The following is a 24,214-nucleotide window of genomic DNA, read 5'->3' on the forward strand; positions in this document are numbered from 1 at the left end:
CTCACCGCCTCGATGATCGAGGGCGCCGACTACCTCGCAGCCCGCGCCGCCAAGAAGCGCGAGCAGCACAACCCGACCGGCCCGATCGTCGCCTTCTCGGGTGGCGCCAACTGGCACGACCACGAGAGCCTGTACGAGCGGCTCGACCAGATCCAGCGCCGCATCCCGAACATGGTGCTGGTGACCACCGCCCAGATGAAGGGCTGCGACGCCATCGCCGCTGCATGGGCCGCATCGCGCGACGTGAAGCTGGTGCTGTTCCGTCTGGACCGCCGCCTCGGCAACCGCGCCGGGTTCGTGCGCAACGAGCGGATCACCGCCCTCAACCCGGTCGAGGCGATCGTCTGCGAGGGCTCGGGCGTCCAGCTCGACTTCGCCCGCAAGCTGCGCAACGCCGGCGTCCCGCTCCACGTGTTCCGGGTCGCCGAGCAGCGTCCGGTCGCGACCGCGCGTCGGGCCTGACACCTCTCCCGCAGGGGGGCTCCGGGCAACCGGAGCCTCCTTGCCTTTTTCGTCGTGCCGGGGCGGCGCTCCGGGGCATCGAGCCCCATCGCGCCGCGTGGGACTGAGCTTCCGCTCTTCCCCGCATGACGGGCGCGCACCGCCTCGCTCGCATCGCGGTCGGCCCTGCGGCCGACCAGCTTGCTACGCCTCGCCGGTGCGCGCCCGCAACGCTCATCCCGCTGCCGCCAGGCACGGCTCGCTCGCATCGTGGCGACCCATGCGGGTCGCCTACTCGCTACGCCTCGCTCGTGCCGGCGACGCGGTCGATAGCGGCCCGCACGAGCTCGCTCGCATCGCGGTCATCCCCTGCGGGATGACCAGCTTGCTACGCCTCGCCCACGCGACCGGACTGCCGGGCATCGGCACGGCTCGCTCGCGTCGTGACGACCCCTTCGGGACGCCCACTCGCTACGCCTCGCACGTGCAGCGACGCGCTCGATAGCGGCCCGCATGGCCTCGCTCGCATCGCGGTCATCCCCTGCGGGATGACCGGCTTGCTACGCCTCGCCCATGCGGCCGGACTGCCGGGCATCGGCACGGCTCGCTCGCGTCGTGGCGACCCCTTCGGGTCGCCCACTCGCTACGCCTCGCACGTGCCGATCGACGCACTATGACTTCAGGTCGACCCCGGCCCTGACGGGCCGGCCGGAACGACTACGCGCTGCGTACCACCGCGAGAGGACAGGAGGATTGAGCGAGCGTGTCAGACAGGGAGTGCCCAGCATGTCCATCAGCTTCACCGCCTCGGTTTCCGCCCCAGCATTGGCTCCAGCAGTCGCGGTCAGCGTACGCCATCTCGCCGCCTTCCGGGCGTTCGCGCGCGAGCGCGGCGAACACTTCGGCGACGAGGGTGACGAGTTCCTCGCCTACAACTTCGAGGCCCGCGTCTGTCCTTGGTCCCTCGCCAGCATCTGCGCATTGTTCGACCACGATCCCGGCGTGATCGCGGTTATCGAAGAAGCTCAGTTTCGCGGGCTCAACATCCGATTCTGGCGCGTCGATGCCAAGGGCGACGTGATGATGGGCGTTGCTCGGTCCCTCGACGGGTCAACCTCGATGGACCTCTCCAACGCGAACGCTCACGCCCTGCTCGATGCGTTGGGCGTGGACCGCGACACGTGCGGCAAAATCCCGATTACCGATCTCCGCTCGATGGTGGCTGATCCAACCGTCCGGGAGCGTATCACGAGGGGCGGGCTCGGCCACTACGCCGACCAGCTCGAAAGACTCGCAACCCTCGACCGCACCGAGGACGAGGTACACGTCATTTGGGGATAATGCCTCCACCCCAAGATGACGGATCATGGGGAGCATCGGCTTACGCCGGTGCTCCCCTTTTCTCTGCTTGCTGGGTCACCAGTCGAGCAGCTCACCCGCACATTCTCGGATGCGAGAAGGGGAGGGCCTTTCGGGCCGCTCCCCTTTTTTTGCTGGAAGGCCTTCAGGCCCGCGTCGCGCAGTCTGGGTAGTGCCTTCGATCAGGCGGTCAGACGCTTCTCGGCTTCTTCGATTCCGAGTGTCTTGAGGGCCTTCATGACGGCCTCGAACCGGGCACCATCGGCCTTCAGCAAGCCCGACTGTTCGACCAGCTTGAGACGCTCGGAGCGCTCCCGTTCGATGAGCTTCTTTCGACGGTCGGCAAGCCTCTGTTCCTCGGCTTCCAGCTGCTGACGTTCCTGCTCGATACTCAGTGCCATGGCTCGGTCGATCCTTGCGTTGATAACGCCTCCATCGACCACGATGCCAGCCCGGGGATGACCCGACAATAGGCTACAGCGCGGGACCAGATCGACCGGTCAAGACTGGACCTGGTCCGAGCTTCGCCCGACCATCGATTGAGGGAACGGACCCGGGCTTGCAGCCGGGTCCGTTTGGGGCGGGATCGCTCCGCCATCCTTTCGCCAGAGGTTCATTGACGGCCTGCGGCGCGGTGCTCTGCCGGTGACCCGACCTCGCTCAATGCTAACCCTACGAACAGGAGCCAGAACGACAGAGACAGTCCCTAGGATTTGCACACCGTATGCGGCGACCGCAGGTGTAAGTGCCTGATAACTTACGGTGTATCCGGGCGAATACGTGTATCCGGGTGAATACGTGCGGCCCAAAGTCGCCAAGCCGCTGTTTTCGCATCATTTTTCATGTATCCGCCCGGATACCGAATTGCGCTTGCGTCCCGCCTAGAAAACGCGGATTATGGCCGTGCGAAATCCCCACCAGCCCTCGCCATCGTCGAGGACTGGACATGATAGATCAGCAACGGATTCTCACCGTGCGCCTCAGCGGCGCCGACTGGGACCTGCTAGGGAAGCTCGCTGACCGACAAGGCTATACCCGGGCTCAGGCGGCTCGCTCCGCGATAGCCATGGGCATCCGGTTTGCCGACGCCGGACACACCTTCAATGTCACCCGCGCGGTGCTCCTCTTGGAGTACATGCAGGCAGCCATCGACGTGATTATCACCCGCGATCACGGCGACGTCGTGGGCGAGCTGCTCGAAGCTGCGAAGCAGCGTCTGGCGACCTACCATGCGTAAGGGCGACATCCGCTTCAGCGGCCAGGCCGCCACGATCCAGCACCACTCCGCGAGGGGTCGGATCACCCGCAACGCCGACAACTTCACACGCGGATCGCAGCTCCTTTCCCACCAGTATCAGATGACCTGGGCGGGCATCAAAATCCCGCTCTGGATCTGGGTTGGCGCAGCCGTCGTCATCTTCAATATCTTCATCTGGCTTGGCCTCGAGGAGCACGAGTTTCAACTCGATCTCATGCGGGTCTACTCGACTGTTTGGACGTGGGTCGGAGCCGATAAGTACCACCTCATCAACCTTACTCTCCCGAGCGGGAAGATGGTCCATATCCCGATGGGCTACGTTCCCTATCACCCGGCCGTCGACGCTGCGTGGACCAAGACATGGCGGATCATCTGGGCGACGCTGGTGATCTCCACGATCGTCGCCGCCCCGATCATCATGTGGTTCATCACCTTCGCGAACAAGCGCGGTAGCGACATCCTCAAGGAGCGCCACGAGCGCGGCGCCATGCTCGTCGAACGACCCATCCTGCTCCGCGAGATCAAGGCTCATAACCAGGACCAGTTCAGCCAGGAATGCCGTTCCGGCAACCCGCCGAGAAACGCGGCATCCGTATCCCAACTGAGCCTTCCGGACCGCGTCGAGTTGGGGATCCATACGCCCTACTCGATCGCCGGCATCCCCTATCCGTGGCGGCTTGAGCAGAGCCACACCATGATGATCGGCACCACCGGTACGGGTAAGACAACCCAGCTGCGATCGCTCGTTACCCAGCTTCGCAAGCGTCGCCATCGGGCCGTTATCTTCGACCTCACGGGCGCCTTCATGGAGGCCTTCTACAACCCGGAGACGGACGTCGTTCTGAACCCGATGGACAAGCGCTGTGCCCCTTGGACGCTGTTCGATGAGTGCCGGAACTATGCCGACTTCGTGTCAGCCGCAGCCGCGCTGATCCCATCCCACCCGGACGATAAGGAACCCTTCTGGCAGAACGCCGCGCGCATGCTCTTCATCGAGATGTGCATCAAGCTTCAGGAGATCGGCGAGACCAACAACGCGGCCATCGCTCACCACCTGATGCAGGCGGATTTGAAGTCGATCCATTCCAAGCTGGAGGACACCGTCGCTGGGCCGCTGACGACCGAGAAAGCGGCCCGAATGGCAGAGTCGATCCGGTCGGTTCTGAACGTCAACGGGCAGGCCCTGCGCTTCATGCCGGACCCGGTTCCGGGCGGTCCGCCCGCGTTCTCAATCCGCGACTGGATTTCGGCCAACCACCGTGATGGGTCGATCATGTTCATCACCGGCAGCTACAACGACCTGGAGCTGACGCGCGGCCTGTTCACGCTCTGGATGGACCTCGGGGTCAACAACCTCATGCGCCTGCCAAAGACCCGCGACCTGCGGACCTGGTATCTGTTCGACGAGGTTCATGCACTGCACGCCTTGCCGGCGATCGAGCATGGCCTGCAGAGCGCGCGAAACTATGGCGGTGCCTTCGTCCTCGGCATCCACTCATTTGACAAGCTGGTGTCGACCTACGGCCTTCAGAACGCGACGGCGCTTACCGGCCTTGCCCGTACCAAGCTGATCCTCGCCACGGCCGACCGGACCACCGCCGAGAAATGCTCGGAGTTCATCGGTAGCCGCGAGGTTCGGCAAATGGATGAGGCCTATAGCTACGGCTACAACAACACCCGGGATGCCTCGACGCTGACACCTCGCAAGGCGATCGAACCCCTGGTCATCCCCGATGACATCAACAACCTTCCGTCGCTTCACGGCTTCGTGAAGTTCCCCGACGGTTTCCCGGCGACCCGGGTCGAGCTCAAGTGGAAGAGCTACCCGGAAGTGGCGGTTGGTTTTGAGCCTCGACCGGAGTTCAAGGCCACGGAATATGTTTCGCCGGAGGACCGGCGTCGCAGAGCCAAACGCGCGGAAGAGGGTGGCGAGGGAGGCACCGAGCATGTGCCCAACCGACCGGTTAATGGCGCGGAGCCGGTGCTTGAGAAGCCTGAGCCACAGCGAGGGAAGAGCGAGGCGGAGCAGGCCGCTTCGGCTATCGAGATCAACCAGGGTCAGCCGGTAGTCCTCCAGACGTCGACCGCCCCCGGCGCGTCTGCCGATCAGCCTGTGGTCGCGGACGGAAAGCCCGGCGCGACGCCCTCACAATCGAACAATGCGACGGCAACGGCACCTGTCGGAATGGGCAGAGTGGACGCGACTATGGGCGGCATGGGGACGTCGACGCTGGGGGCCCGCAGCGGTCCGGACATGGGCGACCAGTCCCGCTCTGAGAGCGCCAGCAAGAGCGTCGCCCGAGCGGGGGACAGCCACAACCAGGATCGTCAGGAAGACCAGGTCATCCGCGAGCTGCGCGACGGTATCGCGGTGGATCCACGCGCTGAGCATCATCACGGACATGGTCACGATCACGACCACGGCATCGATGATGGCTACGGCATGGGGGACTGATCCGTGCTGTCCGTCGCCTCGATCAAATCCGCGTCCGGCGCGGCGAATTACTTCGCCAAGGACGATTATTACACCGCCGAGCATTCGTCGGAGGCGACCGCCTGGGAAGGAGTCGGCGCCGCCGAGATCGGACTGAAAGGCGAGGTGACCAAGGAGGCTTTCGAGAAAATCCTCAACGGTGAGATGCCGAGCGGCGAGAAGGTCGGTCAGGTTCAGAACCGGCAGTCGGGTGTCGACCTGACCTTCTCCATGCCGAAATCGGCCAGCATCCTCGCCTATGTCGCCGGGGACGAGCGGGTGCTCGCGGCGCACATGACCGCGGTCAAGAACACCATGGCCTGGGTCGAGCAGAAGTTCGCCGAAGGCCGCACCTACGAGCGGACCAAGTCCGGCGAGCCCGTGCGGACCGGCAACCTGGTCTACGCGATGTTCCAGCACGACACGAGCCGTGCGCTCGATCCGCAAGGGCACATCCACGTCCTCGTCGCCAACATGACCAAGATGGCGAACGGAGCATGGCAGGCGCTTCACAACGGTCAGCTCTGGAAGAACAACACCACGATCGGCGCCGCCTACCATGCCCAGTTCCGGGCCGAGCTGGCGAAGATCGGCTACGAGACATCCGTCACCGGCAAGCATGGTCAATTCGAGATCAATGGCGTGTCGCGGGAGGCGATCGACACCTTCAGTCAGCGCCGGCAAGAGATCCTCTCGCGTGCCGAGAAGCTGGAGATCACCTCCCCGGAAGGGCTTCGTAGCGTCACCAAGAACTCGCGCGATGCGAAGCTGAATGTCGAGGATCGCGGCGCCCTCCGGGCGGAGTGGCGCGAGCGCGCAAAAGCGATCGGCTTCGACGGCAAGGCACTGGTCGCCGCTGCCGAGGCTCGCGCGGGCGGCGCGAGGGAGGAGACACGACCTCAGACGCTCGAGCGCGCACGCGAGACTATCGCCGGCATCGCGAGTGCGCTTGGTGACATGTTCGCCCCCAAGGATCCGCTGATCAGCAGCGGGCTCGAGCGGCTTCGGATCTCGGCCGTCGAGATGCGTGCGCAGCATGCCGTCGCGTCCGCGATCCGGATCCACGCTCAGCGCGAAGCAGCGTTTTCGATCCCAGACGTTACCCAGACAGCGCTCAACCTCGGCTTGAAGGGCGTCACTGCCTCCCAGATCGACACGCGAGTCTCGCAGCTCATTCGCGACGAGAAGCTGATCCCGGGCAAGAACGATCGAATCGACGGCGTCGTCACCCACGTCACCACGCCCCAGGCCCTTGCTACCGAGCGCGGCATCCTCGCCGACGTAGAGCGAGGCAAGAATACCCTTACGCCGATCGTCTCGGCCGACACGGTGCTCGACCGGATCAATGCGGCATCGGGCGACATGAAGCTCAACGCGGGCCAGATGGCGGCCGCCACCATGATCCTGACAACCGGTGACAGCATCGTCGCTGTCCAGGGCGTGTCGGGCGCCGGCAAGTCGACCATGTTGTCAGCCGTCGCCCGGGTGGCCGAGCAGGAGGGACGCAAGGTCATCGGCCTCGCGGTGATGAAGGTAACGGCCGACCGGCTGGGGCAGGAGACCGGCATCGAAAGTCGCACGGTATCGTCCTTCATCAACACCTACGCGCGCGCAGGACTGGCGGCGCAGGGAGCAGGAAGCGACCCTGCCCGTGGACCACTCGCCGGTGCCCTGCTGTTCCTCGACGAGGCGTCGATGATCGGCAACGATCAGATGAAGCACCTGACCGGGATCGTGAACAGCCTTGGCGGGCAACTCGCCGAGATCGGCGACAGACAGCAGATTGCAGCAGTCGACGCGGGCAAGGCTTTCTCGGTCATCCAAGAGGGCGGCGTGACGATGGCCCGCATGGACGAGAATTTGCGCCAACGCACCGAGCAGCTGCGAACCGTCGCCGCTCTCTCCAACCGCGGCGCGGTTCGGGAGGCGATGGCGGTGCTTGGCGACAAGGTGATCGCGAACCCCGAGGTCGCAAAAGCGGCGTCCGAATACTGGCTGAAGCTCTCTCCCGAGCAGCGGGAGATCACGGCGATGTTCTCATCCGGCCGGGTCGCCCGTGCCGAGATCAATATCCGCATTCAGGAGGGCCTTGCGGCCGAGGGAACGCTGAAGGGCGAGGGTGTCGCCGTCGGCGTCCTCGACAAGGTCAACATCGCACGCGAGCAACTGCGCTACGCTCAGTTCTACGAGAAGGGCCAGGTCCTCGACCTGCACCGTGCCGTTCGCGAGCTCCGCCTCCCAGCCGGCACGTTCGACGTGCTGGGGGTCGACGCCAAGGGCCGCGTCCAGGTCCAGATCGGCAGCAAGGTTCACACCTTCGACCCGCAGCGGCTCTCCCCGCTCGACCAGACCGACCCGATCCAGCTCGCCAAGCGCGAGGAGATCAAGCTCTATGAGGGTGACAAGATCCGCTGGACCAAAAACGACAAGGAGCGGGGGCTCAACAACAACGAGATCGCCAAGGTCCTCTCGGCCGACAAGGACGGGATCAAGGTCGAAGGCCTCGACGGCAAGATCCACGAATTGAAGACCGGCGACCCGATGATGGAGCGGATCAGTCTCGCCTACGCGCTGAATGCTCACGCCGCGCAGGGCATCTCGATCCCGAACGAAGTCGGCGTGATGAGCCACAAGGAAAGTAATCTTTCCAACCAGCGGCTCTTCAACGTGCTCGTCACCCGCGCGCGGGACGACATGATCCTGTTCACGGACAACAAGGAAAAGCTGACCGACGCGATCGAGCGGAACGAGGGCAACAAGACCTCCTCGCTGGAAACCACCGGCGAGCTGCAGGTCGATCCAGGGCGTCAAAGCACGAGCGGGCCTCCCCCGAAAGGCGGCACAGACGTGCCCTTCAACCCGGTGCTCCCGCCCGACCTCGATCGAGGACCGGAGAAGCTGGGCGGCACCGCCCCCGACAAAGCTGGCGAGAACGGCCCCGCAAAGCCGGACCTCCGCAACAACCCGTCGCTCGACCTCACCAGCATCCGCGTGAACGTCGAGCCCAAGGGGCCCGAACTTCCCTTCCCCGAAAAGGACATCGGACTGGAGCTATGACCATGCACGCCACGCCGACCTGGGAGCAGGTCATCACCGCCAAGCACTGGCATCCCTGCGACCTCGGGACGCACACCATCGCGCAATGCCGAACCGACATGCGCCACCAGCACGCGATGGCGTGGGGCGCAGACGTGCTGTCATTCTGCGCGGTGTACGCGGTCCTGTTCTCGGTTGTCCGGCCGATCGAGCGGGCGCTCGCCCGTAAGCAAGCGGCGCCGACACGGGCGATCCCAGCATGAGCCTCGGCGATCGCCCTTACATGCGAGCGACCGATGGCCGACAGCGCACCACGCGTCTTGACCGTCCTCCAACAGACGCAATCGAGATGGATACGGCCCCCCCGTGGCGCGCTGATAGCGGCCCGCTGGAACGGCGCCAGGGCCTTGCGGGGCGTCCGGTGCCCCGAAGGTCGCCGCGCCGTCTCCTGGGGCTCCTGGCAGCTTCGACGGGCCTTCTCACGCTCGGGTGGGCAGTCGCCTGCGGCATCGTCAGCGCCAGTCTCCAGACCGAGGGTGGCACATTCGTCCCGTCAGCAGCGGAGCGTTCACATGAGAATTGAGTATCCTTTCCGGTTCCGGCGTGCGCCGGAGCCCGCGCGGCCGACTCTGACCATCGTCGGGGAAGCAGACTTCGACAGCGTCCTTCTGGGTGACCTGATCGACGGTGTCCGCCAAGGTGGTGGCAACCGCCTGGTCATCATCGACACCGACAATGGACTGATCGCGGCTCACGCCGATACCGAACGCGACCAGCTGATCGATCCTGCGCGTGGTAACTGGGACTTCTTCGCAGACCATCCGAGCGAGTACGCTCTATCGAGCGCCGTAGAGAGCTTCGTGCCGACCACGGACCAGCGGCATGCTGCGTGGTTCTATGCCGCCCGCTTCGTGCTTCTCTGGCAAATCCAGGCGCTGGCCGATCAGCCCGGCGCTTCACTTGCTCAGCTCCGGGAAGCGGTAAGGGGCCTCACGGCCGAACAGATTGCCGTTCAGGCCGGCTACGATCCCCACGAGGAGCAAGCGCGACGTTGGGCAGAAACCGTGCGCGCGACGGTTCTCAACGGAATTGACCGGGTTCGCCCTCGTGATCCGCGCATGCCACTCGTGTCGGTAGGCCGCTGGTTCCAGGGGCCGCCGTCGTCGATCCTCTTCGTGCGTGCGGGCGAGCCCCTCGATCAGGCTTCCCGTGAGGCTCACGCCGCCATCGCGGCAGTATGCGACCATGCCATGCTGGCGCGGGTCGACGTGGTGAGGGCCCTGGGCCGACATCACGTTGACCAAGCCCGCGTTGCATAAAGCTGGGGGGCGGCAATGGGCTTGGATGATCGCGACTACATGCGCGACCGATACCGACAGCGCCAGGGCGCCGGGAATGGCGGAGTACGCTGGAACGACAAAAAGGTACGGGTCGAGCATGATCCGCCAGGATACAAGAAAGCGGTCCCAAAGCCTGAGGTGCCGCTGGGCAGCGCCAGCTGGATCGGCAAGGATCGCTTCGCAGGAGGATCAGGAGGCGGTTGGTTTGAGGCGAAGAACCGCGGGCACGATTACCAGCGCGGGCGGTATCGTCGCCGCCCCGTAAAATCTCGGCAGTGGGTACGCTCCTTGCGGTTGGCGATCCCGGTCCTGTGCCTTCTGACATACGCCATTCCGATGTTCGGCGATGCCAAGAGGGGCGGCTGGTTGCCCGATTTCCGGTCAAGCATTCCCTTCCCGGAGTCGGGCAGCGTCGAAGTTGCCAAGAATCTCTCGATGAAGCGGGTGACGAGCCACCTAACGGTACAGACGAGCGACGCCAATGCTGTGGTGCAGCTCTTCGACCCGGACACAGACGACCACGTCCTCTCTGTTTACGTTGCCGGTAATGATCGGGTCGAGGTGCCTGCTCCTCGCGGCACGTATCGAATGCGCATCGTAGAAGGTCGAAAGTGGCACGGGCCGAAAGAGTTTTTCGGACCGAACACGCAGTTCGAGACGGTCATAAAGCTTCTGACCTTCCCGAAATACGGCGGGCACGGGATCGACCTTCGCCGGCGTCCAGACGGTAACCTCCATACCCGTCCCATGATCACCAACCCGGAGCCCTTGCAATGAATGGTCTCGTGCCCGTGCTCCTGATCGGAGCCGTTCTCCTGTTCATCGTGCTTGGGCTTGTGAACATGAAGCCAGGCAGGGCGGCCAAGTTCCCGGTCGAGCCTAAGCCTCTCATGACCGCGACCGAGCGCCAGGTCATCGCCATGCTGGAAGAGGCACTGCCCGCTGCGCGGGTTCACGCGAAGATAGCACTGGGCGCGATCATCAAGACGCGCGCGGGGCTTTCCCAGCGCGAGCGCATGTCCGTCCGCGGCCGATTTTCGCAGAAGATCGTCGACTTTGTCCTCGAGGACAGAGCATCCGGTCAGATTCTCGCCCTGGTTGAGCAAGGCAATCGCAGTTCGGACGCCGGCGAGCGCGCCAAGCGGGACGCGATCACCGGCTCGGCCGGTTACAAGACCATCCGCCTGCCCGACACGCGCAGGCCATCGGCCGCCGGCGTCCGCGACGTCGTGCTGGCCGCCCTCTCCGACCACGCAGGAACCGACAACACCAGCGCCCCTCAGACGCGTGGGGATGGGGCAAAGCAGCGCGAGGTGACCGCATGACTTGGCAGTTCGATGAGATGGGCGAGTTCGGCTCGGAGGCCGACGCCGATCGCTGGGCTAAGCGTAACAACCTAGCCCCACAAGACGTCCGTATCACCCGCAAAGGTGACGGCGTGGAGCTCGAGGTCCGACGTTCGGCCCTCGGGGACAGTGGCAGCCGCCACAATGACCGTCGCGACGGCCGTCGCAACGGTTTCTTCTAAGCAGGGAAGGATACACGACCATGATGCTACGACGTTTCGCCGCGCTGGGGGCTGTCGCCCTTGCAATCGGCATGCCCGCAGTGGCCAGCGCCGCTCCCGCCAGCCCGGTTCTTCTCGCCATGGCAAGCTTCGCTGGCGAGACGGGTGGCCCCGACGCTGCCAACCAAGCCAGCCTGAAGAAAGCGCATTACAAAGCGCATGCGGCTGCGCATGCGAAGGGCGATTGCAAGGATTGTCCTGACTGCGCCGATTGCGCCGACTGCGACAAGGCCAAACCGGTCGTCACTGCGGCCGAGAAAGCGGCCGGAATCTGCGATCCGACGAAGCACGGCATCGCGAAAAAGGCGGGCAAGGCTGGTGCTTAATCGCGCCGCCATTCTCGTTGTGACGGCCGCGCTCGCGGCCGTCACCCCTTCCACTGTCGCAGCTCAGAAGCTCGGCCAGGGCGGCACCGGCGTCGACGAGGCGACCGACCTGCCGCATTGCAGCGCTCCCTTGGGGGTTGCCGCACTGGTCGAGCAGAAAGCGGCCAGCGCGACTGACAACCTTTCACCCCAGCTTCAGGCGCTGATGCGCATGGCGGAGATGCAGAACGGCGGCAGCACGGCCAAGGTCGATCCGCTGCCGCTGGTCAAGCTGATGGCGGCACGCTCAGGCTGCTTTTCTGTTGCGGACAGAGGGGCTGCCTTCGACGCCTTGGAGCGCGAGCGCGCACTCGCCGGCGGGACAGCGCGCCCGGTCACGAAGGCGGACTACTTGCTGCAGGTCCAGGTCGTATATTCCGACGCCAAGTCCCGCGAATCTGGTGGCGGTGTAGGAGGCGTCTTCGGAGGCGCCGTCGGGCTCAAGTCCAAGACGCTCGAATCTCAGGTGCTCCTCACGCTGGTAAGCGTCGACACGGGCATTCAGGAGGCGGTCGCCAGCGGCTCGGCCCGGAAGAAGGACCTCGGCGTGGTCGGAGGCGGTCTGCTTCTGGGCCTCGGCGTTGGCGCGCTCGGGGGCACCTACGGATCCACGGACATCGGCAAGATCACCTCGCTTGCGATGCTCGACGCGTACCGCAAGCTGATCGCCGATGCGCAGCCAAGGCTACAGGCTCGGTTGAAGACACCGCCGCAGGCGTCTCCTGTTCCCGGCGGTGTGGCGACGGCGCCAGCCGCGTCGATCGTCTCTGCAGCTCCCGGCAAATAGGGATGGCTCGGCCGTGAATATGATGGATCGCTTCGGGCTCACCCGGTGCCCATACTGCTCCAACGGCATGTTGCCCTGGACGCCCGGGAAGCGGGTGCATCACTGCGAGCGGTGCCAACGGCCGCTCGCGATCTACCGCAGCCTCCTACGCGGACGTCGGTTCCGCATCATCCCACTCTACGCCGCGGTCCACGCGACCGCGGCCGTTCTTGCGCTTCTTGCAATGGCAGTCGTTCTCGCAGCCGGCGACAGTCCACGCCACATCATTGCCGCGATCGCGTTTCCGCTGGCTCTCTTTGGTGCGAGCGACGTTGCCGATGGGTATCTATCGGTTCGAACGGGGGTTAATCGCACCTTTGGCCGGGTTCGCTTGGGGCGAGGCGCACGGGCGCTAGGAATTGCGACGATCCTCTTTGGCCTGGCAGGCTGCTTCGTGGCGGCGATCGGGATAGTTGCTTACACCGCCTGACCTAACGACAAGGGTCAGCGTCGGACCCCGCAGAGCTCCGTCACGTCGACCAGCGACGCATGACGCACCTTGTCGCTCCCTTTCAAATGGCGAACGCGAACCCGCATGAGCGGCTCGATCCAGCGCGCCTTTTTTGAACGCGGCATGCCCGCCAGTGGCCGATCGCGGGTGAGCTGCTCGGCCGCGGCATAGAACACCTCCCGCGTATCGCTCGGAAGCGTCACAGCGGCGCCGCCAGCATATTCCAGCCCGTCGGCCGTATCTCGCGCCAGGAGGGCGGAAACCGGCTCTCCAGGCGTCGCCTCGGTGCCGACCACGACGAACTCCTCCTCCGTCCACGCCTTGATCTTGAGCCAACTCTTGCTTCGGCCGCTCTGGTAGCGAGATCCGCGCTTCTTTGAGACGATCCCCTCCAATCCCATCCCGTCAACCGCGTCGAAGAATGCTCGACCTCCGCCGCGCACGTCGGCGCTGAAATGGATCGGGCTCGAGGGGTCGAAGCCTCCAATCAACTCCTCGAGGCGATCACGTCGCTGCTCGACGGCCAGCGGCCTTAGGTTCGTGCCGTCGAGGTGCAGAATGTCGAACGCGATGAAAATCAGACGCTCGGGGGCCCGGCCGATCGCAGACCGGAGAGCGTCGAAGTCACTACGACCGGACTCATCCTGGACGATCACCTCGCCATCGATGATCGCCCGTCGGCAGGAGAGGGCGTCGGCAGCGGCGACCAGGGGCGTGTAGCGCTCTGACCAATCATGGCCGTTACGCGTGAAGGCGCGGATCTCCGGCCCATCGATCACCAGCTGGGTTCGGTAGCCGTCATACTTGATCTCATGGATCCAATCGTCGCCGTCCGGCGCGACCTCGACCAGCGTCGGAAGCATTGGCTCGACAAAACCAAGGGGAGGGCCGCTGCGAGCTTCCGGCGGCAACGGGTCATGGCCGGGCTCATCATGGTGGAGCACATCGCCGAGATTGCGGCAATCGATCGCCTGGCCGCACTCGGGGCAGGAGATGAAGTGCATCGCTTCCGGCACGTCCGGCGCGACGACGGGCAAGGCGTTCAGCTCTTCCCGGATAGAAGGCGCTCGACTTCGCTTCACCCACGAGAATCGTTTGCTGCGCGGAGTCGTTCCGAACCTGGGAGCAGACGCTCAGCGCCTGATGATAGGAACCGGCGTAACGGTAGCATGGCCCCTGCGCCGACATGCCGTACAGCGTAGGCGCGTCACTGCACGAGTAAGAGTGTCATCGGCGCCGAAGCGGAGCAGAATATTTTCTGCCGGCACGTTGATAGTGCGCCCGCAGGCGCAGACGATCCGCATATCGGAGCGGTCGGCTGCCCATTCGCTGAGCGTGTCATAGGAGAGAGGCTTTCTTGCAGTCACTAGGTCACCCCGCGGCTCATCTTGGGGTCACCTCCTCGTACTTACCGGCTCGCCGAAGCTGACGAATGATGCCATTGAACGCTGCCGTAACGCCTTGAGCCCTACCGATCTCGTTCTCCTGGGCGGCAGCATCCCAAAACAGCTCAAGCGGCCATCGCTCGGGACAGTGGGGGAGCAGGCACCGCAGAGCTAGGCGTACCTCAACGCAGTCCAGCTTCGCCTCGGACGCCCGGGCAACGCCAGACCGAAGGATATGCACCGAGAGCGCGATCACGACGCGCTGATGCCGGGGCAGGGGGCTCATGGTCAGTGGAAGTCATGCGACTTGAACCGCACGACGTCCTCGGGGTCTCGGCCCTCGGCATGGGGTGGCCAGTAGCAATTACGCGGCTCAGGACTCCATGCCTTGTCCCTCTGGTCGGGCGCACCCGGATGCTGCCCTGCGTCGCCCCGGCCTGTCCGATGCGGGAACGACATGTCACCGACGCGGTGGAGCAGGTCGCCGTGGTCGACGATGCGGTCGCAGATGACGTGGATGACCTCGCCTTCCTTCTGCACCCGCCCCTTCAGACCGACCATGGACGCCGACATCACGGTGCGTCGCTGCGCCTCGAAACGGTCGGGCCAAAGGATGCCGTTAGCAATTCCCGTCTCATCCTCGATAGTTATGAACAGCACACCCTTCGCTGATCCGGGCTTCTGGCGGACCAGGATGATGCCGGCGACCTCGACGTGGCGGCCATCGCGGACGCTGGCGAGATCCGCGCAGCGGGTGACACCTCGGCGTGTCAGCTCGTCGCGCACGAACGACAGCGGATGCGCGCGGAGCGACAGCTGCAGGTTGCGGTAATCCTCAATGACCTCGCGGCCGTCGGTAAGCGAGCGCAGCTGCACCTCGGGCTCGATCCCCTCCGCGCTCAGCGTTTCGGCTGCGCGATCGGCCGCGGCGAACAGCGGCAGCGGCGCCTCGCCGAGCCCCCTCACCTTCCAGAGACCCTGCCGGCGATCGGCGCCGAAGCTGTGGAAGGCGTCGCCGTCTGCAAGCTTCTCGATCGCGGCGCGCTGCGCGCCAGAGCGGCGCCACACATCCTCGACGCTCTCGTAGGCGGTGGTGCTGCGCGCGGCGACGATCTTGGCGCCGTCCGCGTTCGACAGCCCGCGGATTTGCCTCAGGCCGAGCCGCACCGCCAGGTAGCGTCCGCCCGTCGGCTCGAGCGTGCAGTCCCAGCGGCTGGCGTTGACGCAGGGCGGCCGCACCTCGACGCCATGCTCGCGGGCGTCGCGAACGATCTGCGCTGGCGCGTAGAAACCCATCGGCTGCGCGTTCATCAGCGCCGCGCAGAAAATATCGGGGTGGTGATGCTTCATCCAACTGCTCGCGTAGGAGATCTTGGCGAAGCTGGCGGCGTGGCTCTCGGGAAAGCCGTAGGAGCCGAAGCCCTCGAGCTGGCGGAAGGTGCGCTCAGCGAACTCGCGCGGGTAGCCGCGCGCGACCATGCCCTCGATCAGCTTCTCGCTGAAGTGGCTGACCCCGCCCGTGAACTTGAATGTCGCCATGGCGCGGCGCAGCTGGTCCGCCTCGGCCGGCGTGAAACCTGCGCCGACGATCGCGACCTTCATCGCCTGCTCCTGGAACAACGGCACGCCCAGCGTCTTCTCGAGCACCGCACGAAGCTCGGGTCGCGGATATTCGGGCCGCTCTAATCCCTCGCGCCGGCGCAGATACGGGTGGACCATGTCGCCCTGGATCGGGCCCGGCCGCACGATCGCGACCTGGATGACCAGGTCGTAAAAGCGCCGCGGCTTCATGCGCGGCAGCATGCTCATCTGCGCGCGGCTCTCGATCTGAAAGGTGCCAAGCGTGTCGGCCTTCTGGATCATGGCATAGACTTCGGGATCGTCATCCTGTAAGTCCGCCAAGCCGACACTAACACCCTTGGCTTGCTCAAGTAGATTGAAGGCCCGGTTCATGCAGCCGAGCATTCCCAATCCCAGAACGTCGACCTTCATGAACTTCAATGAGTCTATGTCATCCTTGTCCCACTCGATGATTTGCCTGTCCTCCATTGCGGCGGGCTCGATCGGGACTAGATCATCAAGCCGGTCATGGGTCAGCACGAAGCCGCCGGGGTGCTGAGACATGTGGCGCGGCACGCCGATCAGCTTGCGCGCTAGGTCCAGCGTCAGGCGCAGCCGCCGATCGGCAATGTCTAGGTTCAGCTCCTCGACCTGCTTCTCGCCGACGCCCTCGGCCGACCAGCCCCACACCAGCCCTGCCAGCGAGGATGTCAGGTCCTCCGGGAGCCCGAGCGCCTTGCCGACGTCGCGCACGGCGCCGCGCGCGCGGTAGCGGGTTACGACCGCGGTCAGCGCGGCGCGGTCCCGACCGTAGGTCTCGTAGATCCACTGGATGATCTCCTCACGGCGTTCATGCTCGAAGTCGACGTCGATGTCGGGCGGCTCGCGGCGCTCGCCTGAGACGAAGCGCTCGAAGAGCAGCTCGTGCTTGATCGGGTCGATCGAGGTCACGCCGAGAACGAAGCAGACGCAGCTGTTCGCGGCCGACCCGCGTCCCTGGCAAAGGATCCCGCGCCGGCGCGCCTCGCGCACGATCGCGTAGACGGTGAGGAAGTAGGGCGCGTAGCCGAGCTCGCCGATCAGCCGCATCTCATGCGCGATTTGCGTGGTGTAGGCCTCCGGCACATTGCCGTCGAACATCCGCCCGACCGCCTCGGTCGCCAGCTTCTGCAACGCCTCCTGGGCTGTCAGGCCCTCGATCAGCCGCTCGTGCGGGTACTGATAGGCCAGCTCGCCGAGGTCGAAGGTGCAGAGCTTGGCGATGTCGACGCTTGCCTGCAGCGCGTCGGGGTAGGCGCGAAAGCGACGCACCATCTCGTCGGGCGATTTCAGCGCGCGATCGGCGTTCACCTCGCGGCGGTAGCCGAGCTCGTCGACGGTGCATTTCTCGCGCACCGCGGTGACGACGTCCTGCAGCAGCCGCGCCTCGGGCGCATGGTAGAGCACGTCACCGGTGACGACAGCCCTCACGCCGGCGCCGCCCGCCTGCCGCGCGAGCGCATCGATGCGCACCGCGTCGCCCGGTCGGCGCCGCTGGTAGAGAGCCATGTAGCCACGGCGCCCGTAGACCGACTTGAGGTCCTTCAATGCCGCCAGATTCTCCTCGTCCGCCTCATCCGGCAGCAGGATGGCGATGACGCCCTCGGACCATGGCTCGAGGTCGTGCCAGTGGAGCAGGCAGCCGCCCTTTCCCGCCCGCTTCTTGCCGACGGTGAGCAGCCGCGTGATCCGCGACCAGGCTGGCCGATCGGTCGGATAGAGCAGGAGGCGCCGGCCGCACGACAGATCCACCCGCGTGCCCGCGATCGAGCGCACGCCGGTGGTCTTCTGCGCCTCCCATGCGCGCACGACACCCCCGACCGTACCGATGTCACTGACGCCGATCGCGGGGTAGCCGAGCAGGGCCGCGGCCGCGAACAGCTCCTCAGGCGACGACGCACCGCGCAGCAGCGAGAAGTGGGTGAGCACCTGCAGCTCGACATAGTGGGTCATCCAAAGACCCCGTGCATCCACCAGCTGAGGTCACCGGTGTCGTCCTCGAAGCCGTCGCCGCGGCGAAACACCCAGTAGCGTCCCCCCTCTTCGTCCTCGACGCGGTAATAGTCGCGTACCGCCCACACCTCCGCCTCGCGGCGCCACCACTCGCCATGGACGCGCTCCGGGCCGTCGCCGGCGACGATCTTGTAGGTCTTGCCGCGCCACTCGAAGCGACGTGGTGGCTGGTCGGGCATCAGCGCCATGACGCGCGCGAGCGGCTCCGGCCGTGCAAACAGCCGGATCGGCCGCGGCCACTTTGGCCAGGGTCCAGGCGTTTCGTTCGGGTCGGAGCGGGCGACGGCTCGCTCCGGCACATGGCTTTCGACTGGCGCCACGCGGAAGACAGCGCGTGGGCCGATCCTGCCGGCGATCAAGTCGACGAGGCGCGCCGGATCGCGCGCCAGCGTCTCGCCGGCGAGCACGGCGCCAAGGTCCACCGCATCAAGCGGCTCGGTGTGGGGCGCGACGAGCCAGAACTGCTCAAGCCCCATGCCCGGATCGATCCGCTCGATCTTGAGCTTCAGCAGCCTGAGCAGGTGCGGCACCTCGCGCGTTGGCCGAGACGTGCCGACAGCGACGACCTGCTCGGTGCCGTCGACGCGCAGGCCGGTAAGCCGCAGCGCGCGCGCGCCGAGCCCGCGCTCCTGCAGCACGCCGGCGAGATCGCGTAGCAGGTCGCCCATGACCTGCTCGATTGCCTCGGCCGTGCCGATCGGCTCGAGCAACCGGCGCTCGACGAGCGGCACCTCGGCGTCCTCGCGCGGTGTGATCGGCTCCGCGACAGCGCCAAGCGCCTGGTCGAGCCGGGTGATCGCCGGAAGACCGAGCCGGCGCGCCAGCGGCCCGCGCGCGACCGGCAGCAGATCCGCAATCGTCTCGAAGCCGAAGCGGCGAGCGGCGCCGAGCGCATTGGGCGCGAGCCGCAGCGCCACGATCGGGAGCGGTGCGAGCGCGCTTGCGGTCGTACCCGGCTCAGCGCGGATCAGGTCACCGCGGCCGTAACGTGCGAGCGCGTGCGCGGCGCCCGGCGTGTCCGCGACCGCCACCCGCGCCGTGAAGCCCGCGCGACGGCAGAAGGCCAACAGACGCCGGCAGAAGCGCTCTTCGCCGCCATGGAGGTGCTCGCAGCCTGCGAGATCGATCCAGAGACCATCGCTGGGGCTGACCGCGGCGATCGGCGACCAGCGGCGTACCGCCAGCAATGCCAGCTTGTCGAGCAGCGCGGCATCGGCCTCCGGCTCGGCCGGGCAAAAGTCGAGATCGGAGACGAGCGCGCGTGCGTGGGTCGCGGCCATCCCGGGATGCACACCGAGCGCGCGCGCACCGTCACACGCGGCAACCACCTCCTCGCGCCGACCGACCTTGCCGATCAGCGCAAGCGGCGCGTGCTCGACAGGCTTGGCAGCAGGTATGCTGACGCGGGGTGCCGGCGTCGTCGCCTTGTAGGGGTGGCTGGCAGCTTCCGAGCGTCGGCCGAGCTCGCGCATGGGCGGCTGCGCGTGCGTCGGCAACGTCGCAATCTGCGCCTCGACGTCTGCGCGGGTCTGCATCCCCTCACGCGCCCATCGCGCGCCCGGACGCCAGCCGCCGCCACGTGGGACAGAACAGGCACCTGGATCGTCGTCGACGGGTAGCTGGAGCGTCGGCCGATCAGGCAGCCGCGTGGCGAACCGTTCCAGCCGTCTCAGCCGCTCGATGGCCAAGTGCGGCAGGAACAGCGAGACGACCCGTCTCATCGCTGCCCTCCACTATCAAGGAGAATGTTTCGCCGCCTCGCTGGCGAGCAAGCTCCACCGTCCAACGCGACCGCCCTACGCCGGCAACGCTAAGCCGCTCCGAGGGAGCGGCACCTATCCGCCAACGCGTCCAAGCGGCCGACGGATCGCTAAGGGGATCCTGGTCCCGCGACTTGCGGCGCCGGAGCAAAAGAATCGGCATGTCCGCTTCAGCCGCGACCAGCTGCAAACGCCGGGTCGCCACCATCGACACTTTGCTTGCCTCCGCAACGATGGCGGAAGGCGTGCCGTCGCGTGCGGCATCCTCGACCACGGCGAGCAGCGCGGCATCATCCTGCGGCTGAGCATAGATGACACTGTCGGCCGAGAGCCCCGCTTGGGCCAGCCCAGGGGCGTACAGATCGGTTCGACAGCTGGCCCAAAGGACAGGCCCGGCAGTCGCCTTGGCCTCCCGTGCTGCTATTCCGGCGAGGAAAAGGGTTGCGGCCGCATCGTCGACCAGCGATGGCGTCAGCCCAGCGGCCTCATGCAGCGCTCCCGCGCGCAGGCCTCCGGCTCCGAGGCGGCTGTCGATGCCGCTGACCCCAAACGGCAGGACACGGAAGTCCATTGCCGGAGTCGCCACTGCGCGGAGTTGGGTCAAGGTATGCGGCAGAGAATCAGCGGCGGGAAACATGGGACTCTAGACTCGACTCGTTCCCTTTATGTTCCGTAAAAGGATGCGGGCGGTCAAGCTCGATCCCGGCCCATTCGTCGCTTCTGCGCGGAACGGGGGCGCAACAAAGCGCGGACAAATCCGGAAAAGGTGCTTCCGTTCTTCGCTTCGCTGACTCATAGAATCAGGATGCCGATCCGACCCGAAAACCGCTGGCTTTACCCGATCGATTGGCCGCAGATCTCGGTAGCCGTGCGCTTCCAGAGGGCAGGGGGCAAGTGCGAGCAGTGCGGGCGACCGCATCTCACCCGCGTCGCCCATCTCGGGGATGGTCGCTGGTGGGATGCAGATGCAAAGTGCTGGCGATCCGACCGTGGCAGACGCATTGCTGTCAAGGAGAGCTTCGTCCTGGCGGCGATCCAGATCACCTATGTCGTGCTCGCGTGTGCCCACCTCGACCATGACCCGGGCAACAGTCATCCCGCTAACCTCAAGGCGCTCTGCCAACGCTGCCACCTGATCCACGACGCCGAGGAACATCGCTGGCAGCGTTGGTGGAACCTGTACCGACTGCGCGCCATCCGCGACTTGTTCGAGGACCCGCGGGTCACGCGTGAGCGGATTGGCCGGCGTTAGAAGTCGACGTTCCGATCGCGCATCTGGTCGGCCGCGAGATCAGCGATCGGCCCCCGCCCGCCAAGCGTCTCAAAGACGTCGACCAGGTCGTGATCGCTCAGCTTTGTGAGCATCATGCGAACCGCGCCGGCGTTCGCCTCGTCCAGCACGGTCGTTGTATCGTCGTCCACCATGGCTAAGGTCTCGCCGCCTTTATCAACGGAGTAGACCTAGCATGAACATCGGTGAGCTGGCCAAGGGTGTCGCGGGAGCGACCGGCTCGAGCGAGGCGGACGCAAAGAAGACGATCACGGCGGTGTTCGATCAGATCGCCAACGCGGCCGCGAAGGGTGAAGAGATCTCGATTCCGGGCTTCGGCAAGTTCGCCGTGAAGGATCGTCCCGAGCGTCAGGGGCGCAACCCGGCCACAGGCGCGGCAATGACGATCGCGGCCTCCAAGAAGGTTGCCTTCACGCCGGCAAAAGGCCTGAAGGACAAACTCTGAGTTTAGACGCCGGCGATCACCTCGCCGGCACTCTAAAGGGAGGCGCGGATGTGCAATCGGTACAGGTTGACGGCGAAGCAGGCCGAGGTGGCTGCGACGTTCGGCATCCGCCCGCCCTACGAGCCTGATGAAACCTTCCCGGTCGGCGACATCTTCCCAACCGGGAAGAAGACCCCCTTCTACGGATCGGTTGTCGTGCAGGACGGCCCCGATCGGCGCTTCGAACGCATGGAGTGGGGTGTGCCGACCCAGGTGCCCAGCAAGCGCGACCCCTCCGTCAAGCTGACCAAGTACGTGACAAACGTGAGGAATTTGCGCTCGCCCTTCTGGGCATCGATGCTGACGACGCCGGCCCGCCGCTGCTTGGTCCCGGTCACCGCCTTCTCCGAATATGGCCTCGCGCCCGGCGAGGACGGCAAAAAGCCGCTGCATTGGTTCGACGTGCCAAGCCGGCCAATTTTCGCGTTCGCGGGCATTTGGCGGCCGACGGAGCGGGGGAACGCCTATGGCTTTCTCACGACCGAGCCGAATGCGATCGTTGCACCCATCCACCCGAAGGCAATGCCAGTGGTTCTCCACGATGAGGACTACGATCGCTGGCTTTCGGCTCCCTGGGACGATCTGAAGGACCTCGTAGCGCCATATCCTTCGCAGCTGATGCGCGTCGAATGACCGGGCTGAGCAGCGACGCGATCGAGGTCGTCAATCGCAACGCGCTCGTCACCGTTGCGCTGAACCAGGGCTACAACGCCTACCTTCCGGTCTATGACAACGGCATCGACCTGATCCTCCACAACGAAGCGACTGGCGACACCAAGCTGGTCCAGCTGAAAGGACGCTGGACCATCGACAAAAAATACATCGGACGAGGCATCTGGATCGCTTTTCCGGATGCCGGCGATTGGTATGTCGCTCCCCACGACCTCATGGTCGAACACGGCGCCAAGCACACCGCGACCAAGAGCTGGGCCAAGGGCACCTACAGCAAGGCCCCCCTCAGCAAGGCTGACCGGGCGATCCTAGCGTGCTATCGTTTCGGGAACCCGCAGGCGGTTAACGACGACGCGGCGTCGCTTCATCCCTCGATCCAGGGTGGTGCTTCAGAGTGATCCCGGCCTGCCTCATTGTCGGCGATAGCATCGGCGTTGGAATGGCGGGTGCGCTTGCGATGCAGGGCATTCACTGCGAGGTACGAGCTCAGGTTGGCGCGACGTCCAAGCGAGTGCTCGACCTTCAGCCAGTAATCGCAGCTACCGGCCACGCGGTCATCGCAGCAGGGTCGAACGACCCTGCCAATCCGGGCTTGGAGCAGAATCTGCGCCGTCTCCGCACAAGGCTTGCAGCCCAACGCGTGACCTGGATTGCCCCATATGATGCACGCGCATCGAGAGTCGTCGTGTCGCTCGCGCTCACCTTCGGCGACAAAGTCGTACCGCTTTCACTGTATGCGACGCGCGACCGCGTTCACCCCGCGAGCTATGGCCCGCTTTCGCGGAGCCTCGCATGGCCAGCTCCGGTGCCGTCAGCGCACGTCACCCCATTGAACCCAGCGCCCCCCAGACCGGTCCGGCGAGCGGTTGTCATGGCGTTCTAATCGCCCGAGCTTTGCAAAGCTTAAATGCCGTTTGCAGAGCTTAGATGTCTGTTCGTCGTGTCACCGACGGACTGCATCGCGAATGAACCTTTTCCCGATTGATCGGGAGCGCGGATCGTGCCCACTCAGAATGTGGCCCAGGATCCTAGATCACTCGACACGGCTGTCTCGTTGATGCGAATGGCTTTAGCCCTACTGGACCGCGCCGGCGAGGGTATGACTGCGCTTCACCTCCAACACGCCATCGACGTGGCAACAGGCCAGCAGCCGCTCCAGGAAGGCGATGAGATCGATGAGGAGCTTATCGAACGTCTGCTCGGCCGAGCCCCAAGCGTTCACGATCAATAGAACTCTCGGCCCCCACGTTTCTCGCGATAGGCCTTATCCCATTTCGAGCCGACTTCCGCGCTTACCGGCCGGGCACCCGGAGCAAACTGATCATGGCTATGGTCGACCGCCGGAGCCGATGGCGGCGGGCCGAATGGAGAGATCCTCAGCCGAGTTAGGTGCCAAACATAGGCTTTCTCGTGCTCGGTTACCGGCTCAGCCTTGCCCCACGCGACATCCTGAAACTGACGCTGGGCTGCGGACTTCGGCCGGCGCTCACGACGCCGCAGGGCGTCGTAAAATGCTAGGTAGCGGCCGATCAACTCCGCGTATCGCGCATCGACTTCGCCCTGAGCATCGCTGACGCCTGCTGGCCTCATCATCGAGCCCTCACCCCGGAACGGCGAACGATCGCCGCGAGTTCTTCGTTTGCCGACGGTGCCAAAAATCTGCTACCGTAGGAAGCGGAAAGGCAGGTGCGTCGTGGACGAGAGCTTTGGCAGTTACGATTACCTGACCACCGGGATGTACCGTCCTGCAGTGATCGAGGCGCAGAACCCGATTTCCGAGGAAACGGTCTACCCAGCAGTTGGTGGCGCGCCGTCAACGGTGGTCGGCTGGGTTACCAGCATCGGCTTCATCGGCTTCGCTCTCTTCATGATTTTCGGTCACTGAGGGAGTTCA

Annotated in this window: 26 protein-coding genes; 18 read left to right on the forward strand and 8 right to left on the reverse strand. The window is 65.3% G+C overall.

The annotated features are described in order from the left end of the window. The 3 genes from MF607_RS19415 to MF607_RS19420 all read left to right on the forward strand — a co-directional run. Positions 1-462: DUF2493 domain-containing protein (locus MF607_RS19415; RefSeq protein ID WP_242121814.1), on the forward strand; the 462-nt coding region annotated here is incomplete at its 5' end. 527 nt (positions 463-989) lie between these two features. Continuing rightward, a complete protein-coding gene (locus tag MF607_RS22825; protein ID WP_277926008.1) occupies positions 990-1,118 on the forward strand; it encodes a hypothetical protein in 129 nt (42 codons plus the stop codon). Between the two features lie 109 nt (positions 1,119-1,227). Continuing rightward, on the forward strand, positions 1,228-1,782 hold the full coding sequence (locus MF607_RS19420) for a hypothetical protein (RefSeq protein ID WP_242121815.1): 555 nt from the start codon (positions 1,228-1,230) through the stop codon (positions 1,780-1,782). Between the two features lie 200 nt (positions 1,783-1,982). Here the strand turns inward: MF607_RS19420 and MF607_RS19425 are convergent, their stop codons facing one another. Next, positions 1,983-2,201: a hypothetical protein gene (locus MF607_RS19425; protein ID WP_242121816.1), complete on the reverse strand. Its 219-nt coding sequence runs from the start codon at positions 2,199-2,201 to the stop codon at positions 1,983-1,985. 545 nt (positions 2,202-2,746) lie between these two features. Here MF607_RS19425 and MF607_RS19430 point away from each other — a divergent pair. The 10 genes from MF607_RS19430 to MF607_RS19475 all read left to right on the forward strand — a co-directional run bounded on the left by MF607_RS19430 (position 2,747) and on the right by MF607_RS19475 (position 12,626). Continuing rightward, on the forward strand, positions 2,747-3,037 hold the full coding sequence (locus MF607_RS19430; RefSeq protein WP_242121817.1) for a hypothetical protein: 291 nt from the start codon (positions 2,747-2,749) through the stop codon (positions 3,035-3,037). Continuing rightward, positions 3,030-5,513, forward strand: coding sequence for a type IV secretion system DNA-binding domain-containing protein (locus MF607_RS19435; protein ID WP_242121818.1), 2,484 nt, complete (start codon positions 3,030-3,032; stop codon positions 5,511-5,513). Before MF607_RS19430 ends, MF607_RS19435 begins: the two co-directional genes overlap by 8 nt. A 3-nt stretch (positions 5,514-5,516) precedes the next feature. Beyond that, on the forward strand, positions 5,517-8,588 hold the full coding sequence (gene mobF / locus MF607_RS19440) for a MobF family relaxase (protein ID WP_242121819.1): 3,072 nt from the start codon (positions 5,517-5,519) through the stop codon (positions 8,586-8,588). After that, on the forward strand, positions 8,585-8,830 hold the full coding sequence (locus MF607_RS19445) for a hypothetical protein (protein WP_242121820.1): 246 nt from the start codon (positions 8,585-8,587) through the stop codon (positions 8,828-8,830). Before mobF ends, MF607_RS19445 begins: the two co-directional genes overlap by 4 nt. A gap of 309 nt (positions 8,831-9,139) precedes the next feature. Next, entirely contained in the window at positions 9,140-9,886 is a 747-nt protein-coding gene (locus MF607_RS19450; RefSeq protein WP_242121821.1) for a type IV secretion system DNA-binding domain-containing protein, read from the forward strand. 15 nt (positions 9,887-9,901) lie between these two features. Beyond that, a complete protein-coding gene (locus tag MF607_RS19455) occupies positions 9,902-10,684 on the forward strand; it encodes a hypothetical protein (protein ID WP_242121822.1) in 783 nt (260 codons plus the stop codon). Continuing rightward, on the forward strand, positions 10,681-11,232 hold the full coding sequence (locus MF607_RS19460) for a DUF2726 domain-containing protein (RefSeq protein WP_242121823.1): 552 nt from the start codon (positions 10,681-10,683) through the stop codon (positions 11,230-11,232). The genes MF607_RS19455 and MF607_RS19460 overlap by 4 nt, the downstream gene beginning before the upstream one ends. Then, positions 11,229-11,435, forward strand: a complete 207-nt coding sequence (locus MF607_RS19465) for a hypothetical protein (protein ID WP_242121824.1) — start codon at positions 11,229-11,231, stop codon at positions 11,433-11,435. The genes MF607_RS19460 and MF607_RS19465 overlap by 4 nt, the downstream gene beginning before the upstream one ends. A 20-nt stretch (positions 11,436-11,455) precedes the next feature. After that, complete coding sequence (locus MF607_RS19470) at positions 11,456-11,800, forward strand: hypothetical protein (RefSeq protein WP_242121825.1); 345 nt, start codon at positions 11,456-11,458, stop codon at positions 11,798-11,800. Beyond that, positions 11,793-12,626: a CsgG/HfaB family protein gene (locus MF607_RS19475; RefSeq protein ID WP_242121826.1), complete on the forward strand. Its 834-nt coding sequence runs from the start codon at positions 11,793-11,795 to the stop codon at positions 12,624-12,626. The genes MF607_RS19470 and MF607_RS19475 overlap by 8 nt, the downstream gene beginning before the upstream one ends. Positions 12,627-13,109: 483 nt before the next feature. Here MF607_RS19475 and ligD read toward each other — a convergent pair whose 3' ends face one another. From ligD to MF607_RS19495, 4 genes are all read right to left on the reverse strand, one after another. Continuing rightward, the gene (gene ligD, locus MF607_RS19480; protein ID WP_242121827.1) at positions 13,110-14,153 is read right to left on the reverse strand and encodes a non-homologous end-joining DNA ligase; all 1,044 of its coding nucleotides are present in this window, start codon (positions 14,151-14,153) and stop codon (positions 13,110-13,112) included. A gap of 636 nt (positions 14,154-14,789) precedes the next feature. Then, on the reverse strand, positions 14,790-18,053 hold the full coding sequence (locus MF607_RS19485) for an error-prone DNA polymerase (protein ID WP_242121828.1): 3,264 nt from the start codon (positions 18,051-18,053) through the stop codon (positions 14,790-14,792). Next, positions 18,050-19,834, reverse strand: a complete 1,785-nt coding sequence (locus MF607_RS19490; protein WP_242121829.1) for a DNA polymerase Y family protein — start codon at positions 19,832-19,834, stop codon at positions 18,050-18,052. Before MF607_RS19490 ends, MF607_RS19485 begins: the two co-directional genes overlap by 4 nt. Next, complete coding sequence (locus MF607_RS19495) at positions 19,749-20,444, reverse strand: ImuA family protein (protein ID WP_242121830.1); 696 nt, start codon at positions 20,442-20,444, stop codon at positions 19,749-19,751. Before MF607_RS19495 ends, MF607_RS19490 begins: the two co-directional genes overlap by 86 nt. A 234-nt stretch (positions 20,445-20,678) precedes the next feature. On the opposite strand from MF607_RS19495, the gene MF607_RS19500 reads away from it, so the two are divergent. Next, positions 20,679-21,125: a hypothetical protein gene (locus MF607_RS19500; protein ID WP_242121831.1), complete on the forward strand. Its 447-nt coding sequence runs from the start codon at positions 20,679-20,681 to the stop codon at positions 21,123-21,125. Here the strand turns inward: MF607_RS19500 and MF607_RS19505 are convergent. Continuing rightward, positions 21,122-21,298, reverse strand: coding sequence for a hypothetical protein (locus MF607_RS19505; protein WP_242121832.1), 177 nt, complete (start codon positions 21,296-21,298; stop codon positions 21,122-21,124). The two genes, MF607_RS19500 and MF607_RS19505, sit on opposite strands and share 4 nt — an antisense overlap. Positions 21,299-21,339: 41 nt before the next feature. Here MF607_RS19505 and MF607_RS19510 point away from each other — a divergent pair, with 41 nt between their 5' ends. From MF607_RS19510 to MF607_RS19520, 3 genes are read left to right on the forward strand one after another with little or no spacing between them, the layout of a single operon-like run. Then, the gene (locus MF607_RS19510) at positions 21,340-21,609 is read left to right on the forward strand and encodes an HU family DNA-binding protein (protein WP_242121833.1); all 270 of its coding nucleotides are present in this window, start codon (positions 21,340-21,342) and stop codon (positions 21,607-21,609) included. Positions 21,610-21,657: 48 nt separating this feature from the next. Beyond that, the gene (locus tag MF607_RS19515; protein ID WP_277926009.1) at positions 21,658-22,281 is read left to right on the forward strand and encodes an SOS response-associated peptidase; all 624 of its coding nucleotides are present in this window, start codon (positions 21,658-21,660) and stop codon (positions 22,279-22,281) included. After that, positions 22,278-22,718 carry a hypothetical protein gene (locus tag MF607_RS19520; RefSeq protein ID WP_242121835.1) on the forward strand — a complete coding sequence of 147 codons (441 nt, stop codon included), beginning with the start codon at positions 22,278-22,280 and terminating at the stop codon, positions 22,716-22,718. Before MF607_RS19515 ends, MF607_RS19520 begins: the two co-directional genes overlap by 4 nt. 677 nt (positions 22,719-23,395) lie before the next feature. Here the strand turns inward: MF607_RS19520 and MF607_RS19525 are convergent. Both MF607_RS19525 and MF607_RS19530 read right to left on the reverse strand, forming a co-directional pair. Further along, positions 23,396-23,542 (reverse strand): hypothetical protein, encoded by a 147-nt coding sequence (locus tag MF607_RS19525; protein ID WP_242121836.1) that lies wholly within the window; start codon positions 23,540-23,542, stop codon positions 23,396-23,398. Between the two features lie 2 nt (positions 23,543-23,544). Further along, the gene (locus tag MF607_RS19530; protein ID WP_242121837.1) at positions 23,545-23,913 is read right to left on the reverse strand and encodes a hypothetical protein; all 369 of its coding nucleotides are present in this window, start codon (positions 23,911-23,913) and stop codon (positions 23,545-23,547) included. A gap of 100 nt (positions 23,914-24,013) precedes the next feature. On the opposite strand from MF607_RS19530, the gene MF607_RS19535 reads away from it, so the two are divergent. Next, positions 24,014-24,205, forward strand: coding sequence for a hypothetical protein (locus MF607_RS19535; RefSeq protein ID WP_242121838.1), 192 nt, complete (start codon positions 24,014-24,016; stop codon positions 24,203-24,205). Positions 24,206-24,214: the final 9 nt, after the last annotated feature.

It is taken from the genome of Sphingomonas lacusdianchii (assembly GCF_022664395.1).
GTDB classification, from domain to species: Bacteria; Pseudomonadota; Alphaproteobacteria; order Sphingomonadales; family Sphingomonadaceae; genus Sphingomonas; species Sphingomonas lacusdianchii.

Coding starts and splice junctions, on each gene's coding strand:
- MF607_RS19430 (WP_242121817.1), top strand. CDS start 2,747: ATGATAGATCAGCAACGGATTCTCACCGTGCGCCTCAGCGGCGCCGAC.
- MF607_RS19470 (WP_242121825.1), top strand. CDS start 11,456: ATGATGCTACGACGTTTCGCCGCGCTGGGGGCTGTCGCCCTTGCAATC.
- MF607_RS19445 (WP_242121820.1), top strand. CDS start 8,585: ATGACCATGCACGCCACGCCGACCTGGGAGCAGGTCATCACCGCCAAG.
- MF607_RS19500 (WP_242121831.1), top strand. CDS start 20,679: ATGCCGATCCGACCCGAAAACCGCTGGCTTTACCCGATCGATTGGCCG.
- MF607_RS19495 (WP_242121830.1), bottom strand. CDS start 20,444: ATGGACTTCCGTGTCCTGCCGTTTGGGGTCAGCGGCATCGACAGCCGC.
- MF607_RS19490 (WP_242121829.1), bottom strand. CDS start 19,834: ATGAGACGGGTCGTCTCGCTGTTCCTGCCGCACTTGGCCATCGAGCGG.
- MF607_RS19435 (WP_242121818.1), top strand. CDS start 3,030: ATGCGTAAGGGCGACATCCGCTTCAGCGGCCAGGCCGCCACGATCCAG.
- MF607_RS19505 (WP_242121832.1), bottom strand. CDS start 21,298: ATGGTGGACGACGATACAACGACCGTGCTGGACGAGGCGAACGCCGGC.
- MF607_RS19510 (WP_242121833.1), top strand. CDS start 21,340: ATGAACATCGGTGAGCTGGCCAAGGGTGTCGCGGGAGCGACCGGCTCG.
- MF607_RS22825 (WP_277926008.1), top strand. CDS start 990: ATGACCGGCTTGCTACGCCTCGCCCATGCGGCCGGACTGCCGGGCATC.
- MF607_RS19455 (WP_242121822.1), top strand. CDS start 9,902: ATGGGCTTGGATGATCGCGACTACATGCGCGACCGATACCGACAGCGC.
- MF607_RS19485 (WP_242121828.1), bottom strand. CDS start 18,053: ATGACCCACTATGTCGAGCTGCAGGTGCTCACCCACTTCTCGCTGCTG.
- MF607_RS19420 (WP_242121815.1), top strand. CDS start 1,228: ATGTCCATCAGCTTCACCGCCTCGGTTTCCGCCCCAGCATTGGCTCCA.
- MF607_RS19460 (WP_242121823.1), top strand. CDS start 10,681: ATGAATGGTCTCGTGCCCGTGCTCCTGATCGGAGCCGTTCTCCTGTTC.
- MF607_RS19520 (WP_242121835.1), top strand. CDS start 22,278: ATGACCGGGCTGAGCAGCGACGCGATCGAGGTCGTCAATCGCAACGCG.
- MF607_RS19465 (WP_242121824.1), top strand. CDS start 11,229: ATGACTTGGCAGTTCGATGAGATGGGCGAGTTCGGCTCGGAGGCCGAC.
- MF607_RS19530 (WP_242121837.1), bottom strand. CDS start 23,913: ATGATGAGGCCAGCAGGCGTCAGCGATGCTCAGGGCGAAGTCGATGCG.
- MF607_RS19515 (WP_277926009.1), top strand. CDS start 21,658: ATGTGCAATCGGTACAGGTTGACGGCGAAGCAGGCCGAGGTGGCTGCG.
- MF607_RS19425 (WP_242121816.1), bottom strand. CDS start 2,201: ATGGCACTGAGTATCGAGCAGGAACGTCAGCAGCTGGAAGCCGAGGAA.
- MF607_RS19450 (WP_242121821.1), top strand. CDS start 9,140: ATGAGAATTGAGTATCCTTTCCGGTTCCGGCGTGCGCCGGAGCCCGCG.